17 protein-coding genes, 1 tRNA gene and 2 pseudogenes are annotated in these 15,615 nt (G+C 61.6%); 12 read left to right on the forward strand and 8 right to left on the reverse strand.

What is annotated here, in order from left to right; translation table 11 throughout:
* Positions 1-55 precede the first annotated feature (55 nt).
* A complete protein-coding gene (locus QQL28_RS30950) occupies positions 56-253 on the reverse strand; it encodes a Trm112 family protein (RefSeq protein WP_284271638.1) in 198 nt (65 codons plus the stop codon).
* 362 nt (positions 254-615) lie between these two features.
* Here QQL28_RS30950 and QQL28_RS30955 point away from each other — a divergent pair, with 362 nt between their 5' ends.
* Positions 616-966: a cupredoxin domain-containing protein gene (locus QQL28_RS30955; protein WP_284271639.1), complete on the forward strand. Its 351-nt coding sequence runs from the start codon at positions 616-618 to the stop codon at positions 964-966.
* 10 nt (positions 967-976) lie between these two features.
* Positions 977-1,807, forward strand: a complete 831-nt coding sequence (locus QQL28_RS30960; protein WP_284271640.1) for an FTR1 family iron permease — start codon at positions 977-979, stop codon at positions 1,805-1,807.
* Between the two features lie 9 nt (positions 1,808-1,816).
* Here QQL28_RS30960 and QQL28_RS30965 read toward each other — a convergent pair whose 3' ends face one another.
* Complete coding sequence (locus tag QQL28_RS30965) at positions 1,817-2,362, reverse strand: TetR/AcrR family transcriptional regulator (protein ID WP_284271641.1); 546 nt, start codon at positions 2,360-2,362, stop codon at positions 1,817-1,819.
* A gap of 105 nt (positions 2,363-2,467) precedes the next feature.
* Here QQL28_RS30965 and QQL28_RS30970 point away from each other — a divergent pair, with 105 nt between their 5' ends.
* Positions 2,468-2,818, forward strand: a complete 351-nt coding sequence (locus QQL28_RS30970) for a hypothetical protein (protein ID WP_284271642.1) — start codon at positions 2,468-2,470, stop codon at positions 2,816-2,818.
* A 56-nt stretch (positions 2,819-2,874) separates the two neighbouring features.
* Positions 2,875-3,687 carry an SDR family oxidoreductase gene (locus tag QQL28_RS30975; protein ID WP_284271643.1) on the forward strand — a complete coding sequence of 271 codons (813 nt, stop codon included), beginning with the start codon at positions 2,875-2,877 and terminating at the stop codon, positions 3,685-3,687.
* Between the two features lie 8 nt (positions 3,688-3,695).
* Here the strand turns inward: QQL28_RS30975 and QQL28_RS30980 are convergent, their stop codons facing one another.
* Both QQL28_RS30980 and trxA read right to left on the reverse strand, forming a co-directional pair.
* On the reverse strand, positions 3,696-4,373 hold the full coding sequence (locus QQL28_RS30980) for an LON peptidase substrate-binding domain-containing protein (RefSeq protein WP_284271644.1): 678 nt from the start codon (positions 4,371-4,373) through the stop codon (positions 3,696-3,698).
* 128 nt (positions 4,374-4,501) lie between these two features.
* Positions 4,502-5,425 (reverse strand): thioredoxin, encoded by a 924-nt coding sequence (gene trxA / locus QQL28_RS30985; protein WP_284271645.1) that lies wholly within the window; start codon positions 5,423-5,425, stop codon positions 4,502-4,504.
* Between the two features lie 275 nt (positions 5,426-5,700).
* On the opposite strand from trxA, the gene QQL28_RS30990 reads away from it, so the two are divergent.
* Positions 5,701-5,775, forward strand: a tRNA-Gly gene (locus QQL28_RS30990).
* 125 nt (positions 5,776-5,900) lie between these two features.
* On the opposite strand, the gene QQL28_RS30995 is transcribed toward QQL28_RS30990, so the two are convergent.
* Positions 5,901-6,383, reverse strand: coding sequence for a zincin-like metallopeptidase domain-containing protein (locus tag QQL28_RS30995; RefSeq protein WP_284271646.1), 483 nt, complete (start codon positions 6,381-6,383; stop codon positions 5,901-5,903).
* Between the two features lie 720 nt (positions 6,384-7,103).
* Between QQL28_RS30995 and QQL28_RS31000 the strand changes: the two genes are divergently transcribed.
* The 3 genes and pseudogenes from QQL28_RS31000 to QQL28_RS46225 all read left to right on the forward strand — a co-directional run.
* On the forward strand, positions 7,104-7,892 hold the full coding sequence (locus tag QQL28_RS31000) for an HNH endonuclease (protein ID WP_284271648.1): 789 nt from the start codon (positions 7,104-7,106) through the stop codon (positions 7,890-7,892).
* Positions 7,893-7,931: 39 nt separating this feature from the next.
* Positions 7,932-8,080, forward strand: a pseudogene (locus QQL28_RS46220) (SOS response-associated peptidase); the annotation flags it as partial.
* Positions 8,081-8,333: 253 nt separating this feature from the next.
* Positions 8,334-8,591 (forward strand): annotated as a pseudogene (locus QQL28_RS46225) (SOS response-associated peptidase); the annotation flags it as partial.
* 19 nt (positions 8,592-8,610) lie between these two features.
* Here QQL28_RS46225 and QQL28_RS31010 read toward each other — a convergent pair.
* Positions 8,611-10,557, reverse strand: coding sequence for a tetratricopeptide repeat protein (locus QQL28_RS31010; protein WP_284271650.1), 1,947 nt, complete (start codon positions 10,555-10,557; stop codon positions 8,611-8,613).
* Positions 10,558-10,568: 11 nt separating this feature from the next.
* Positions 10,569-10,826 carry a hypothetical protein gene (locus QQL28_RS31015; RefSeq protein ID WP_284271651.1) on the reverse strand — a complete coding sequence of 86 codons (258 nt, stop codon included), beginning with the start codon at positions 10,824-10,826 and terminating at the stop codon, positions 10,569-10,571.
* Between the two features lie 620 nt (positions 10,827-11,446).
* Here QQL28_RS31015 and QQL28_RS31020 point away from each other — a divergent pair.
* The 4 genes from QQL28_RS31020 to QQL28_RS31035 are packed head-to-tail and all read left to right on the forward strand — an operon-like array spanning position 11,447 to position 14,338.
* On the forward strand, positions 11,447-11,725 hold the full coding sequence (locus QQL28_RS31020; RefSeq protein WP_284271653.1) for a hypothetical protein: 279 nt from the start codon (positions 11,447-11,449) through the stop codon (positions 11,723-11,725).
* A gap of 33 nt (positions 11,726-11,758) precedes the next feature.
* Positions 11,759-12,019: a hypothetical protein gene (locus tag QQL28_RS31025; RefSeq protein WP_284271654.1), complete on the forward strand. Its 261-nt coding sequence runs from the start codon at positions 11,759-11,761 to the stop codon at positions 12,017-12,019.
* 27 nt (positions 12,020-12,046) lie between these two features.
* Positions 12,047-12,313 (forward strand): hypothetical protein, encoded by a 267-nt coding sequence (locus QQL28_RS31030; RefSeq protein ID WP_284271655.1) that lies wholly within the window; start codon positions 12,047-12,049, stop codon positions 12,311-12,313.
* Between the two features lie 3 nt (positions 12,314-12,316).
* Positions 12,317-14,338, forward strand: a complete 2,022-nt coding sequence (locus tag QQL28_RS31035; RefSeq protein WP_284271656.1) for a hypothetical protein — start codon at positions 12,317-12,319, stop codon at positions 14,336-14,338.
* Here the strand turns inward: QQL28_RS31035 and QQL28_RS31040 are convergent.
* A complete protein-coding gene (locus QQL28_RS31040) occupies positions 14,286-15,518 on the reverse strand; it encodes a DNA methyltransferase (protein ID WP_284271657.1) in 1,233 nt (410 codons plus the stop codon). The genes QQL28_RS31035 and QQL28_RS31040 overlap by 53 nt on opposite strands.
* Positions 15,519-15,615 lie beyond the last annotated feature (97 nt).

The raw sequence follows: 15,615 nt of genomic DNA on the forward strand, positions 1-15,615 counted from the left end.
TCGCCGGGACGACACCGAGTTTGCGGCGCCGGGATTGCGCAATCCGGACTGCGCCTCAATCGATCTTCCGCGCCTCCTCGGGCAGCATGATCGGGATGCCGTCGCGGATGGGATAGGCGAGCTTGGCGGAGCGCGAGATCAGCTCCTGCTTGGTGGCGTCGAATTCGAGCGGCCCCTTGGTCAGCGGGCACACCAGGATCTCCAGCAGCTTGGGATCGACGGTGGCTTCGGGGCGTTCGGTTGGCGTGGTCATGAATGGTCTCCGGCGGTGGTCCAGCCCTTAAAGCATGATCCGGAAAAGTGCGAAGCGGTTTTCCGAAAGATCATGCGCGAACAACAACCTAAAGCGCGATGACGATTCATCCTAATTTCATTGCGCTTTAGCACAGAAAGCTGCGGCGTGTCGCCGCACACGGGCCTGATGCGCTGCGCGATCCCTGGCGGAACAGCATTTTCTGCGCGGCTTGCCAACTTAGAATAGCTTTAGAGTAAGTCCTTTTGCGAGGTCGCAGCCTAGCCCCCAGCGCCGATTTTTGGTTTGCAGGACGCGAGGCTAGCGCGGCCTGCGCTTGCCATCTATTTTGACCATTCCAAAGCCTTAGGACACGCCGATCCATGTTTGCTTCGCTCACGTCGATAAGGACATTCGCCCTCGCCGCGCTCTGCGTCGCCGCGACGCTGCCGCTCTCCACCGCGAACGCGCAGCAGGCCACCGAGCTCCAGATCACCTATGACGGCGCGTTCCTGCCGAGCGAGCTGCGCGCACCGGCCGGCAAGCCGGTGACCGTCAAGGTCAAGAACAACACCGCCAAGGCGATGGAGTTCGAGAGCAAGACGCTGAAGGTCGAGAAGGTCATTCCGTCGAAGGGCGAAGCCGTCGTCAACGTCCGCGCCCAGAAGGCCGGCCGCTACGAGTTCTTCGACGAGTTCAACGAGAAGGCGCGCGGCACCCTCGTCGTCGAATAAGGCTTAGCTCGTGCTCGCCGCGCTCATCATCGTCTTCCGCGAGGTCTTCGAGGCCGGTCTGATCGTCGGCATCGTGCTCGCGGTCACGCGGATGGTCCCGCATCGCCATCGGTGGATCGCCGGTGGCGTGCTGGCGGGTGTGGTGGGCGCGTGTGTTGTCGCGGCGTTCGCGGGCGCCCTGTCGCAGCTCTTCGAAGGCATGGGGCAGGAGCTGTTCAACGCGGCGATCCTCGGCATCGCCGTGATCATGCTGACCTGGCACAATGTCTGGATGGCGCGGCACGGCAAGGAGATGGCGGGCGAATTGCGCGCCGTCGGCCAGGCCGTCGCCGAAGGCTCCAAATCGCTGCTGGCGCTCGCCGTGGTGGTCGGGGTCGCGGTGCTGCGCGAAGGCAGCGAGGTCGCGTTGTTTCTCTACGGCGTTGCCGCATCCGATGGCGGCACGGCGATGAGCCTGTTCCTGGGCGGCCTGCTCGGCCTCGTGCTCGGCGGCGCGGTGTGCCTCCTGACCTATTTCGGCCTGCTGCGGATTCCGCCGCGCGCGCTGTTTACGACCACGACGGTCCTCATCACCCTGCTCGCGGCCGGCATGGCCGCGCAGGCTGTCTCGTTCCTCGAGCGCGCCAACTGGCTCACCGCGCTCGATACCGTGGTGTGGGACACGAGCTGGCTGCTCTCCGAGGACAGCATCCTGGGCCGCACCCTGCACACGCTGATCGGCTACACCGACCAGCCGACCGGAATGCAGCTCGTGATCTACGCCGCCGTCGTCCTGGTGACGATCGCCCTGATGCGGCTGGTCGGATCCGAGCCGCCCCGCCACGCGGTCGCCGCGGGCTGATCGGCGCCTTCAGGCGACCACCATCCGCAGGAGCTCATCGAGCGCGGCCTGCTGCTTCTCCGCCGGCAGCGTCTGGTCCGAAAGGGCAAAGCCGAAGAAGGCCCAGAACAGGATCTGCGCCCGGGCGCGGGCGATGTCGTCGGCGAGCCCGGCCTGCTTCAGGAGGCTTTCGATATAGTCGAGCCTGCGGCGATCGACCGCGACGACCGCGGCGCGCGCCCGCGCATCGTTGGCAGCCCAGCTGCGCACCGCCTTTTCCAGCACGAGCTTGCTGCCGAAGGTCAGCTTGAGCAGGATCGCGAGCGGGTCCGCGCCCTCGTTCGTATCCTTGGTCGCCTCGACGGCGGCGATGATCTGCTCGGTGGCGACTTCGCGCCAGCGCGCGAGGATGGCGGCATGGAAGGCGCCGATATCGGCAAAATGCCAGTAGAAACTGCCGCGCGAGACGCCCATCGCCTTGGCCAGCGGCTCGGCCTTCAGCGCCGTAAAGCCGCCCTTCGCCAGCGTTTTCAGGCCCAGATCGATCCAATCCTGCGCCGAGAGTTGGTCGGCCATCGCTTCCTTGATCTCCCGATGCCGCACCATACACAGGTGTATTGACAGGTGCCAGCGCTCATCTATATTCCATACATTACTGTATGGTTAGAGATGGAGGTTTCAATGCGCGATCTGCTTCTGCAAGCAGCGGGCGTCATCGCCATTCTCGTCACAATTGGTCATACCGTGCTTGGCGAGACCAAGGTCTTTGCCCGCGCCACGATCGAGCCGCCCCGGCTGCGGTTGCTCATTCGCCTGGTCTGGCAGGCCGGGAGCGTGGCGTGGATTGCCGGCGGCGTGCTGCTGATCGCCGCGCCCTGGATGGAATCGGACGCCGCCCGGCACTGGATCATCGCGACCTTCGCCGTGGTGTTCGGCTTTGCCGCCATTGGCAATGCGCTGGCGACGCGGACGGTGCATCCCGGATGGATCGGGATGAGCGCCGTGGTCGCGCTGGCGGTCGCGGGCTACTAAAGCATGATCCGAAAAAGTGTCGATCCCTGGCGGCTGGGAACAGAAGGAGCGGACACATGACTCTTGTTCTCGTTACCGGAGGAACCGGACATCTCGGCCGCGACATCGTCGACCGGCTCGTGATCGCGGGACACCGCGTGCGGATCTTTGCGAGGTTGCCGGGCTCGCGAACCGATGTTGAATGGGCGGTCGGCGATCTCGCGACCGGGGACGGGTTGCGGGAGGCTCTGCATGGCGTCGACACCATCATCAACGCGGCGACCCATTCGCCGATCGCGCGACGTGGCGGCTTCAGGCCGGTGGATTTCGTCTGGTCTCCCTCGGCGGTTGACGTCACCGGCACCGAGCGGCTGTTGTCGCTCGCGCGGGAGCAATCTGTGCGGCACTTTCTTCACGTCTCGATCGTCGGTCTCGACGAGGCGACGTTGCCCTATGCCCGCGCCAAGCTCGCCGGCGAACGGCTGGTCCGGGGTTCGACGCTGCCCTGGTCCGTCGTTCGCGCCATGCCGTTCTATTACCTGCTCGACAAATTGCTCTCCGGCATGGCCTGGCTTCCGGCCTGGCCCGTGCCGACGACGGTGTTCAATCCGGTCGATACGTCTGATGTCGCCGACTATATCGTGACCTGTGCGTTCGACGGTGCGCATGGCGCGCGGGCGGACATCGGCGGCCCCGACGCTCTCAGCCTCACTGAGCTCGCCCGCCAGTATCAGCGCGCGCGAGGTCTCCGCCGAAAGATCCTGCCGATGTCGCTTTCGGAAACGAAAGCTCGCGGCATGGGCTTCGTGGTCTGCAACGGCGTGCGCGGAACGCTGTCCTGGTCGGATTGGCTGCTTCGGCAATATGTCGATGCACGCGTCGCGGCGTGATTGAGCGCCTATTGCAGCGGCGGATCGCCCGAGGTGCGCTTCTTGGCGAGATCCATCTCGGTGACGGCAATCAGGATTTCGGCGCGGGTCTTGAGGTCGGGCGCTTCCAGCATCGCCTGCTTTTCCGCGGGACCATACGGCGACATCATCGCCAGCGCATTGACCAGCGCCTCGTTGGGCGCGCTCTCGACGCCTTCCCAGTCGACCTTGAGGTTGTTGGCCTTCAGGAAGTCGGCCAGCGCCACCAGGAGCGCCTCGCGGTTGACCGCGTCCTCGCCCTTGCGGGCGGTGAAATCATCCGTGAAGGCAAAGAAGTCCACCTTGCACTGCCGGTAGGATGTCAGCACCTCCAGCTCCTGGACCACCTTGAAGCGCGCGATGCCGGTGAGCTCGAGGATGTAGCGGCCGTCGCCGGATTCTGCGAGCTGGGTGATGCGGCCGACGCAGCCAACGCCAAACAGCGTCGGCTTGTCCGAATTCTTTCGCGAATGCGCGACATCCGGCTGGATCATGCCGATCAGCCGATGGCCGTCGCGAAGTGAGTCGTCGACCATCGCCAGATACCGCGGCTCGAAGATGTTGAGCGGCATCTGCCCGCGCGGCAAGAGCAGCGCGCCGGGCAGCGGAAACACCGGGATTATCTCGGGGAGATCGGTGGGCCCGCGATATTCGATATTGATCGGCATACCCCGGTCCCCCGCTGATCTACATGGTGTCCATCGCCTTAGCGCATGATCCGGAAAAGTGTGAAGCGGTTTTCCGAAAAGATCATGCTCAAACAATAAGCCAAAGCGCGATGACGATTTGTCGCGCTTCAGGAAAACAGGATCGTCGACAGCCGTTTGCGTCCCTCGACGGTCGCATCGTCAGCGCCGCCCCAGGCCTCGAAGAACTGGACGAGCTGCTTGCGTGCGCCATCGTCGTTCCATTTGCGGTCGCGCCTGATGATCTCGAGCAGCTGGTCGGTCGCGGCCGCCCGATTGCCTTGCGCATTGAGCGCCGTCGCAAGGTCGAACCGCGCCTGGTGATCGAGCGGGTTTGCGGCGACCTTCTGCTCCAGCTCGGCAACCGGCCCGAGCTGCTCCGCCTGCTCGGCGAGGTCGATCGCGGCCTGCACCGCCTTCACCGCGGCTTCGGTCTGCTTGGACTCCGGCACCATGGCGAGCGTCTGCTTGGCCTGCTCGATGGCGCCCGAGGTGACGTAGCATTTGGCAAGGCCGGCGAGCGCGGCGATGTTGGTCGAATCGTGCGACAGCGCCTCGGCATAGATCTGCGCCGCAGCCGCGACGTCGCCTTCGGCGAGCACGGCGTCTGCTTCCTGCACGATCTCAGCGATATTGACCTCGCCCGGGGCCGTCACGCCCTTGGTCAGGCGCTCGATGAAGGCGTTGACCTGGCTCTCGGGCACCGCGCCCATGAAGCCGTCGGCCGGCTGGCCGTTGACGAAGGCGATCACGGCCGGGATCGACTGGATGCCCATCTGGCCCGGAATCGCCGGATGCTGGTCGATGTTCATCTTGACCAGCTTGACCTTGCCCTTGGCCGCCTTGACGGCCTTTTCCAGCACCGGGGTGAGCTGCCGGCACGGGCCGCACCACTCCGCCCAGAAGTCGATCAGCACCGGCTGGCGCTTCGATTCCTCGATGACGTCCTTCACGAAGGTCTGGGTGGTCGTGTCCTTGATCAGATCGGGCGCAGCCTGGCCCGCCGCTCCGTTGCCCTGGTCAATGATCGTCACGGAAGTCCCTCATCTGATGTCTGGAAAGGCGGCTCTTTAGCACGTCGCGCGCCCATATGCTGCTGTCCCGGCTCCTAAATTGGGCCGGGACGGCCGAATTTCAATCCACGACGGGTGATTCGGTGGTTCCTGGGCGTTTCGGATCGTTTTCGACCCGATTCGAGCCCATATGGGGTGCGTTAAAGCGCATCCATGCCGCCGGTAGCTGTTGCATTCGCCGCCCGCTTTTGGCATACGACAGCCGTTGCCGGCGCGTCATGCGACCGACACAGGACGCGGGTGTAGCTCAGTGGTAGAGCACGACCTTGCCAAGGTCGGGGTCGAGGGTTCGAGCCCCTTCGCCCGCTCCAAATTTCCCTAACAAATGCAGTACCGTACGCGGCGCGGCTACTGCGCGCGCGGGCGGTCGTTTCGGCGGGGAAGCAGGGGGGAAGCACGTGGAAGCTTCTCTGTCGCTCTTCACAAACGCGACGGGTCAACGATTTGTGGCGTGCCGGAGCGCGCGCCGATACGCTGAGTAGCTCGTTGGAAATGGGCCCGAACGCCGGCCATCAGGCACGAAGCCGCGCCGGCGCGGCCACCAGAACCAACCCGCGGCGCCCCTGCCGAAGCTTTCGAGCGACCTCCAATTGGCGATGTAGCCCGCGTGCCGCAGATCACCATCGAACCCAAACTCTGCACACAGGAATGCAGCGCCAAGTTCTGCAATCAGCTCTTCCGCCGCGTAGTCGCGAGAGCCGAACCGGTTCTTCAGATCGCGATCAAGGCGGCTCTTGTGCGCCGTCCAGTGCGTCACTTTGGCGTAGAAGTGATCCGCGCCCTTGAAGGCCTCGAACGCTGGCATGGAGATGAAATCCCGGCTCGGGACGTAGTAGGCTTCACCGCCTTCGCGTATCTCCGCACAAGTTGAGTGCAAGAATTCGTCGGCAAACTCGTCGCGGGCATCAGGATTGCGCACGCGCGTCGACTTACCTCTCGTGACGCTATGAGGGAGGCCCTCACACTGTTCAATATTGAACACGCATCATGGGGACCAGCCGCGTTGCAGTGTCGTTCATGCCGCTCGCTCCTGTAAGGGACGCGACCACTCGGTCGCGGCATACAGGCGCGTCGGGACCTCGCCTCGCGTTTTGACCCCCCGGTACGGTTGGCCATGGCGGGGGGCTTGTGCGCGCGCACACGTAGGGCAGAAATATGTAGCCCAGAAAATCCGAATCGTTACCAAATCGTTAATGTTGCAAGGTGCCGATGCTGAAAGGGTGACAACGTGAAGATGGGGGATTCGCCCCCCGATCCAATATTTTCGCCGACGTGCCGACAAAGAGCGACAAAATGAAACGACTATCCAGTTGAAAAGGTGAGACGAGGAGCGGCTGTTGAGCTTTGGGTCGTTTCACCTTTCTACCTTCATCAATATTGGCTTCGCTCCATCACCTTGTCCCGCCACGGTAGTGAACGACAAGGTGCAAAGGTCAGATTGCGCGCTCGCGGCTAGCTTCGATCGTGTGACCTGCCATCCGAAAGACCATGGCAACATGTCATAGGCGAGTTGTCATGGCTTTATACGAGCGTGGCAGGAGCAATTGAATTGGTGTCAACGCTCAGCTTGGATGGCCACCTAAGAGCGCGTGTGGTGAGAAAGCGACGCGCGGCCGCGACCGCTCTAGAGGGACACAGAATGACGAAACTGCACGACGAGGCCCGCAAGCTCTTACCCATTGTTGTTGCCGCCGCAAGATCACACCAATTTCTCACTTACCAAACCGCCGCCCTGAAGCTCGGGCGTACCAAGAACCACGCTCGCATGGTTGCTCAAGTGTGCAACGTACTGGACGCGGCTGCCGCCCTCGCCGACGTTCCGTTGCTGGCGCTCATCACCGTCTTAGAGGCTGATAATCGTATCAATCGTAATGCTTGGACTGCTAAGGATGTCGAGCCCTGGATACGCGAGGCAATCATCAAGAGGTCATTGCAACACACCTTTACAAAAGCTGATTTCGACGCCATCGCCAAAGCTCTCGAACAACTGCAAGGTATGAGCGACCCCTGGGCCTATCTACGGACATTAATGCCGGCCAAGCAACGAAGATTGCAACTCGCGGGGGTAGGCACAGCGGCATATTCCGACGCTATCGACGACCTTGGAACGGATAGTCCCGCCTACGTGCCGTATACTGGCAAGCGATATGCGCGAGACCCTAAGATACGAGAAGCTGTCAAACAGCGCGCTGACGGCAAGTGCGAATACTGCGGTGACATCGGGTTCGAATGTGACAATGGGGCACCGTATCTTGAGTGTCATCATATTCTGGCTCTGGCGAAGGATGGCGCGGATCGCATGACGAACGTGATCGCGATTTGTCCTGGCGATCATCGAGAAGCTCACTTCGGAAAGAAGAGAGCCGAGATGGAGGAGGAGATGATTGCCAAAGTAAAGCTCGCCGAAAAGAAGCGCTTAGGAGAATGATGAGCGCCCTGAACTGCATCGCATCGGCAACTTGCAGCGATGCCCGGCGTCTTCCCCGACTATCCCGCACCCGTGATCCGCAATACCGAAGCCGGGGCAGAAATGACGCTGATGCGCTGGGGCATGCCGCCGCAACCGCGCACGGAGGGCCGCCGGTCACCAACATCCGCAACACATCGTCGCCGCACTAGCGCGGCTGGCTGAAGCCGGAAAACCGATGCTTGGCAAGGCTTTCTGTCCATAACGACCGTATCAGCCGAAACTGCATAAAGTTCACGCCTCGTTCACGTCTGGTTCCTACTGCTCGGCCGATGTTGCATAGTTGTCCCGGTGCGATTGCCTTGCCGCCGCGCACCAGAAATTAGAAATCAGCCGTTGATTCGGCTGACCAGTAAAAGAATTTTGCATAGTTTTCCCGGTTTTGACTGCCTGGCCGCCACCACCCAGTTCAAAGGCGATCGGGGCACGAAGTCCAAGCCGATCCTCATGCCGCATCAGGTCTATCGGCTCTTGATGACGGCACCGAATGCGGTGGTCGCGCCGACCCATCCGAAGATCCTGGCGACCGACGAAGAGCGCGACATCTGGATGCGCGCACCGTGGAATGAGGTAAAGGCATTGCAGCGGCCGCTACCGGATGATGCGCTGAAGATCGTGATGCGTGGGGCGGAGAAGGAGGATCGGGCGGCGGCTGCTTAAGGCGGGTGCTCAAGAGGCCCTATTGTCCGAGCCGCTTCAACTCCGCCAAAGCACCGGCATACAAGATAAGGTTTTTTGGGCAGCTTTCGACTGCGTTGCGCAGCGCCTCGATCGCGTTCGAGCGCGCGTCTCGCAAGAGATGCCATTGCCCGAGATAAAACTGCGCTTCGCAACGCTCCACGGGCTTGTCTGCTGCAGCCACCATGGCCTCAGGCGTGCTTTGCCCAAGAAACAATTTGACAACTGGGGAAGGCCACTCGGGCTTCAGTTCTGCTGCCCTTTGCTCCAACTCCCTTTTTGCGTCCTGCCGACCTATTCGAGCACGTGCGAGGTAGAGCCAAAGGGTCGGATAGGCATCGGTCCCGTCTACCGTCTCTTGAAGGTCGAGAGCGGCGGCGGCAAAATCGCCCTGACAAAAGTGGGCATAACCGAGGGATCGAAGCGCCTCGCCGAGGGCGCGCTGGGTCGCGGCCCGGTCGAGCGGCACACGCTCGCGGGTCAACTCCTTTAGTGCCTCGCGATAGGCCACGACGGCCTCTTCGAGCTTGTCGGTGCTGCCCTCGCCCTCCCCGAGCAATTCGAGCGCGGTGCCCAAATTGTTCTGGGTCTCGGCCCAGTCGAGCGGCACGCGCTCGCGGGTCATCTCCTTCAGCGCCTCGCGAAAGGCGGCCACGGCCTCTTCGAGCCTCGCGGTACTGCGCTCCCGCGCCCCGAGCGATCCGAGCGCGCTGCCCAAATTGTTCTGGGTTAGGGCCCAGTCGAGCGGCACGCGCTCGCGGGTCCATTCTTTTAGCGCCTCGCGATAGGCCACGACGGCCTCTTCGAGCTTCGCCGTACTGCGCTCCCGCGCCCCGAGCCATCCGAGCGCATTTCCCAAATTGTTCTGGGTCCTGGCCCAGTCGAGCGGCACGCGCTCGCGGGTCAATTCCTTTAGCGCCTCGCGATAGGCCACGACGACCTCTTCGAGCTTCTCGGTGCTGCCCTCGCGCTCCCCGAGAGATCCGAGCGCGTTGCCCAAATTGTTCTGGGTCCGGGCCCAGTTGAGCGGCTCGCGCTCGCGGGTCCATTCTTTTAGCGCCTCGCGATAGGCCGCGACGGCCTCTTCGAGCTTCGCGGTACCGCGCTCCCGCGCCCCGAGGGTTTGAAGCGCGTTGCCCAAATTATTCTGGGTCCGGGCCCAATCGAGCGGAACGCGCTCGCGGGTCCTCAGTGCGACCAACCGCCTGTACCGCTCGATAGCCAAAAGCAGAGCATCATTGTCGCCAAATTCATCTCCTTGCCGGTACAGCGCGCGTGCCTCTTTTTGGAGATAGCCGATCCGCTTGTCCTCAGCTTTCCCTTGGGCAAACACGGCGGCAGCATTGCCGAAGTGCATGGCGGCCTCTCTGTACCGCAGTCGGGTAAGTGCAATTTCACCGCGCCGGGCGGAGGTATCGGCCACGTTGACAGCGAGGCGATCGAGAGCGCGCCGTTGCTCGGTCTCGACATCCGCGAGCATCGCATCCGCTTTGGCCAGTTTGCCTTCATCAATGGACTTTTGCGCGTCCGCCTTCAGGGCCGCAATACTGGGATCATCGCCCGGCTCAGCGGAGCCCGATGCCTGAAGGGCTTTGAAGCGCTCAGCGATTTCGACGAGCTTGGCAGCCAATCGCTCCGGAGGGACATCGATCTCGCCAAGAATAGCCAGCGCGGCACGTACCTGGCGTTCATTGAGGTCCAACTTTTCCTTGAGTAGGGCAATGTTATCTCTCTGTTGAGTAGTCAGTTCCTCCAGCGGGCGCGTTGCATTACGCACGAGTTCGTCCACCTTCTCGGGACGGATGCCGGTGATGATGGTGGACCACATGACACTGCCACCAATGGCGACCCCGTCCGTATCCGCTTTGATCTGCTGAGCAAGCGCAATCGGGCTCGAAGCGAAGCAATACAGACCCAATGCTGCAACTATAGACAGGCGCTTGTTCATGAAGAAACGCCTCACTTCGGTTTCGACGAGCAGTCGGAATTAGTCGTGTTACCTCCGGTAATGGAGGCGCCAAACACGCTGCCGCCAATGGCCACGCCACCGCAGTCGGCCTGAACGCTGGCTGGCCTCGGCTCGACGGACTTCTGAGGAGGAAAGAAATAGACGATCGCTGCCCAAAGTCCCGTCGCCGCAACGACGAGCCCGCCACCAAGCCAACCGAGCACTTCCCGATTACGCTTACGGCTAATGAATTCCCACAAACTGCTCATTTTCTCGCTCCAATGGCAGTCGTCAGGGGCCCTGATTTTATTACTAACCCAAGCGTTGTCCAGCCTGTGCGCCACTCCTACCGGTGGTATTACATGCTGGAGCCGATGATGGACGGCAAGCGCTGCCCGACGTTCGGGCTACTGCTAACAGCCCACCTAACCACACCCACGACGCCCGATAGCCAGCCCCCTGATCGATCCCCGATCCATTGACGATTTGCGCGCCGACCAAGACCGCGCGTTCATAAGGTCATGGGCACCAAATCACGAGAGACCATCTACGGCGGCTCGGGTCGGGGCATCGGCTGAGCGCGCAGTGGAGGCACGCAAGGAAGCGGACCGGGTTGCCTGCCCTCGACATCGTGCGGCGGCCTAAGGCAACGCCGATCATGCAGGCGCAGTCATCTCGTGGGCTACGGCCGACCAAGATTTCCGCCAACGATCCACCGTCAACGTGGTGGCCAGGGGTGATGCCGCCGAGCTGTGGATGGACGGGAAAAAGACACCGCAGGACTGTGGGGTGTCTTTTGATCCTCCGGGACGAGCGAGAACGAGGCAGGGAAGACAGACAAGGAATAAGCACATGGAAGTCACGGGCGGATGAGTGCCACGACATCATCATGACCGAGCAGGAAGTGAAGGACTACGGGAAACGCATTTGGGCGTTTCAGGCGAAGGGCTTCACGATCAAGATTCACGAACACCCGGGCTACGATTTCCGCAGAACTCCCTCCGTTTCGGTCTCAGGGCGGGCGCGAATCGCGTGCCCTGTCTTCAGCAACGGATGGAGAGAAGCCATGCGGTCACCGCCCTCCGAACGCGAATCTTTGTTGCGCCAGCAAGATTCTCCTGGACTCTATATTTCGCGTAATTTAGAGGGAATTATATCGGATTTCTGAAGTCGTAATATAAGGCATAGACGGAGAGTTAGAATGCTTGAAAAAACAACCAAAAAAGCCGCTGCTTCGAAGGAAGGGAAGCGCCAGAAGTTTGTTGAGTTGGCCGAAAGTCGTACTGTAAACGCCATCAAGGCTATCCGTATAATCGGCAAACTGGGCAATAAAAACGCTTACCAGTTCGACGATTCGGACGTTCAAAAGATCGTCCGGGCGCTCAATAAGGAGGTGGATGCGCTCAAGGCACGCATGTCCTCATCGGGTGGCAAAGAATCGGTGGATTTCAAGTTGGATTGATAATTCAAGGGGTTGGGGAGGGGTGCAGTGCAGGACAAGCAGCTTTTGGACGAACTTTTGGCGGCCGAGACTGAAGAGGCCGCCCTGGAAATCCTGACCAAAAAGGGGTTGTTGAACGACGAGAAGCGCTGGCGCTTCCTCGGCGACATGCCGAACAACCAGTCGATCGTTCATAACCAGCAGACGACGGCGGCCGCCGCGCTGGTCGAGAAGGTCACTAACGCCATCGACGCCATCCTGATGCGGAAGGTTCGGGCCGATGGTATCGACCCGCGTGGGCCGAAGGCGCCCTAGAACATGCCCGACGCCGTTGGTAAGTTTTACGGCGACCTGACCGACGACAAAGTAGACGTCCGAAAGCTCGCCGAGGAATCAATGATCCTGTACGCGACGGGCACCAAGGCGTTGCCGTCGATCTCGCTTTACGATGCAGGCGAGGGCCAGTTGGCCGAGGACTTCCCGAAGACGTTCTGTTCGCTGATCTTTGGCAGTGCCGAGGGCGCGTATAAGGGCGCCGTGGAGTTCACGCAGGGCCGCTTCAACATGGGAGGCACGGGCGTCCTCCCTTTTTGCGGCGACAACCGCAAGATGCAGCTAATCGTTTCCCGCGCGCCGGACGACATGTGCTCGAAGCCGCACGAGTGGGCTTTCACGGTCTTCTGCTTCTTCCCCCACAAGTCCAGCCCGTCATGGAAGTACCTGGTCGGGACGGACGGCAACGTCATGACTGCCGGTGCCGAGCCCATGGGCTTGGTCCCGAAGTTGGCCGCGAAGTCCGGCGAGCTGTGCGCGCCGCGCGAGCGCAAGGTGCCCAGCGGCACACTTATCAAAATGTACAACTTCAAGGCCCCGCGCTCGAACATCTGCGGTGAGCTTTTCCGCAAGCTGGAGGACTATCTGCTGAAGCCGGTGCTGCCGCTCCGCCTGATCGAGTGCCGCGAGGGGTACAAGGCGAACGTGATGCAGACCACGATCTGGAATCGGCTCGCGAAGTGGAATCGCAAGAACCTCGAACCTGGTTTCGAGGACGGTGCGAGCATCCAGATCAAGCTCTTCACCGGCGAGACCATTCCGGCCGAAGTGCGCGTCTTCAAAATCCTCGACAAGGAGGATCCCGATCAGGACGCGCCGCAGACCGGTTTGCGCGCACTCATCAACGGCCAGTCCCACGCCAAGCGCGACACGCAGTTCTTCAAGACGAACGCGGTTAATCTCGAACACATCGCTGGCAGCATGCTGGTGACGCTCGATTGCACGAGCCTCAACCAGACCTCGCGCAACGCCATCTTCATGGCCAATCGTGAGACATTCCGCGAAGACGACCTTCTGAAGGACCTGTTCAAGAAGTTGCAAAAGGAGCTGAAAAACCACGAAGGCCTGCAAGCACTCAACAAGAAGCGCTATGAGGAGAAGGTCGCCAACGCGACACTGGACGAGGTGGGTATCAGCGCGCTTGAAGAACTGCTCGCGACCGACCCGACGTTGGCCGATCTGTTCAGCAGCATGATGCCGGGTAAGGTCGCCGCCGCCACGAAGAAGCTGAATCCCGGCGACAAGGTGGTGGGTGATCCGAAGGCGGACTTTGTTGGAAAGGAATTTCCGACTTACTTCAAGCGCGCCGACGGCATGATGGCCGTCAAAATCAACCTGCCCGTGGATGACGATGCGCGCACTTCGTTCAACACGGACGTTGTGAATAACTATTTTTCTCGGCCGAAGCACGCAGGTAACGTGAAGTTTGTTGGTCAGTTGGAGCCGACATTCCACCTGTTCAACGGGCGGCTTACGTTCACCTTTCACGCGCCGAAAAAGGCTGTGGTCGGCACGGCATTGATGACGCAGATCGAGATCAGCGATGACGCCGGACACGGGCCGTTCAAGCTGGTCGTCACCGCCACCATCGTGCCGCCGCGCGAGAAGACCGAGCCGAAGCCGCCGAAGGAGCCTCAGCAGGCGCAGGACTCGCCGAGTCGGCCGGATGTGATCGAAGTCAATCGTGGGCCGGAGGCGTTGCCGCTCACCATCGAGAAGGTGCCGAACACCAACCGGCTTCAGCTCGCGGTCAACAAGGACTCAAAGCTCTTGGAGCAGGCCAAGCTGCTCAAGAAGCCCGAAGAAGTCCCGGCGGTGGAGTTCGTGTTCAAGTACGGCCTGGCGCTTATCGCCATGGGCTTGCTGGAGAACGTCAAGCATACCGACGAGTGGAAAAACAGCGAGGAGCAGTGCCGCAAGAATATTCAGGATCACTGCGCCGGCGTGGCGCGCGTTATCGTGCCGCTCTGTCTGACACTGCCGCAGAAGCTGCCGAAGGCTGCCTGACCTTCCGGTGGAATAGAACGACCTCTTGGCTGCCGGGAGTGGTGCCGCGCTGTGCGCTGTACCACCGGCGGCCGGGGACGCTGCGCCACAAGCGGCCGTCACGATCGCCCTTCAAGACCGGCAGGCGCATTTCAGCAAGGCCTGCCGCTTCCATGGCTTCGAGGTAGCGCGGAAGCTGCCAGTCAGGGGCAGAGAATGCCACCATCTGCACCACTACGGTGTCGTGGTCGGCCAGGGCAGCGACCGACGACATGGAGCCGGTGATGTTGTCGAAATACGTTTTGAGGCCGGGATATTTCCGGTCCCCCATCGTGTAGTAGCTCAGTCCCGCGCCATCCAGTTTGTTGGCGATCATGAACGGCAACGGCGCTTCCTTCCGGCCATCGACCTGCCAACGGTGATAGAGGACGTGGACGCCGGGGTACGGAGGAGACGTGACGACGAGGTGCGGCGCGCGCATGTCGTTCAGCGACGGCTCATCGTGGATACCGATAGCGCTTCTGCGCAGAATCGTCACCGGTTGCTGCCGGCCGTGATTTCGCACTGAGCGCCGGAGATTGCGGGCGCCATTGACCATATCGTCGGCGGTCTCTTCGAGGGTCCGCCGGAAGCCGTCGATGGTCGCGCGCTTGCTGCGGCCATCGAGAGCCCACTGGGCGCTGCGCAGCACAACGCACCGACCGAACGCTTCTAGGCGGGGTGTGCCGAGCTTGATGGCGGCGGCGATGGATTGCTCGATGGCCTTCCGAAGCCGCCAGCGCGAGGGATGGTCGAGGTGCTTGTAGTACCCGAGCTGTTCGTAATCGGTCAGCGCCGTTGACGGCTTGTGGATGTCCACCACGGCGCCGATCTTCTTGGACCACGCCTCAAGGGTCTCCAGTTCACCCTCGGAATAGACCGTGCATTTGACGTTGGTGATGAACTCGGCGAGCGAGCTGATATCCACGCCGACTGCCTCGCGGCCGCAGGCCAGGGCTTCCACTAGGGTGGTGCCGCCGCCGACATGGGGATCGAGCACCAGATCACCGGGTTGGGTGAAGGCTTTGATGGCCGCACTGGCGAAGACCGCGGAAAAGCGGGCGGGGTATTTGTAATAGCCGTGCGTCAGCCCCCGGACGGGCGATGCGTCACGGGAAGCAGCTACGAGGGCCGCTTGCATCTCTTCGGTGAGGTCGTCCACACATTCATACATCGGTAACCATAAACAACAGCTTTGGTTAATGTCGCCTTACCGAATCGTCCTAAGGCAAGCTCACTACCGAAGGAAGGCGGTGGGT

The sequence above is a fragment of the Bradyrhizobium iriomotense genome (assembly GCF_030160715.1).
GTDB lineage: Bacteria > Pseudomonadota > Alphaproteobacteria > Rhizobiales > Xanthobacteraceae > Bradyrhizobium > Bradyrhizobium iriomotense.

Excerpts from the sequence above, each read along its gene's own strand:
- QQL28_RS30950 (WP_284271638.1), bottom strand. The coding sequence starts at position 253 with ATGACCACGCCAACCGAACGCCCCGAAGCCACCGTCGATCCCAAGCTG.
- QQL28_RS30955 (WP_284271639.1), top strand. The coding sequence starts at position 616 with ATGTTTGCTTCGCTCACGTCGATAAGGACATTCGCCCTCGCCGCGCTC.
- QQL28_RS30965 (WP_284271641.1), bottom strand. The coding sequence starts at position 2,362 with ATGGCCGACCAACTCTCGGCGCAGGATTGGATCGATCTGGGCCTGAAA.
- QQL28_RS30970 (WP_284271642.1), top strand. The coding sequence starts at position 2,468 with ATGCGCGATCTGCTTCTGCAAGCAGCGGGCGTCATCGCCATTCTCGTC.
- QQL28_RS30975 (WP_284271643.1), top strand. The coding sequence starts at position 2,875 with ATGACTCTTGTTCTCGTTACCGGAGGAACCGGACATCTCGGCCGCGAC.
- QQL28_RS30980 (WP_284271644.1), bottom strand. The coding sequence starts at position 4,373 with ATGCCGATCAATATCGAATATCGCGGGCCCACCGATCTCCCCGAGATA.
- QQL28_RS31000 (WP_284271648.1), top strand. The coding sequence starts at position 7,104 with ATGACGAAACTGCACGACGAGGCCCGCAAGCTCTTACCCATTGTTGTT.
- QQL28_RS31010 (WP_284271650.1), bottom strand. The coding sequence starts at position 10,557 with ATGAACAAGCGCCTGTCTATAGTTGCAGCATTGGGTCTGTATTGCTTC.
- QQL28_RS31015 (WP_284271651.1), bottom strand. The coding sequence starts at position 10,826 with ATGAGCAGTTTGTGGGAATTCATTAGCCGTAAGCGTAATCGGGAAGTG.
- QQL28_RS31020 (WP_284271653.1), top strand. The coding sequence starts at position 11,447 with ATGACCGAGCAGGAAGTGAAGGACTACGGGAAACGCATTTGGGCGTTT.
- QQL28_RS31025 (WP_284271654.1), top strand. The coding sequence starts at position 11,759 with ATGCTTGAAAAAACAACCAAAAAAGCCGCTGCTTCGAAGGAAGGGAAG.
- QQL28_RS31035 (WP_284271656.1), top strand. The coding sequence starts at position 12,317 with ATGCCCGACGCCGTTGGTAAGTTTTACGGCGACCTGACCGACGACAAA.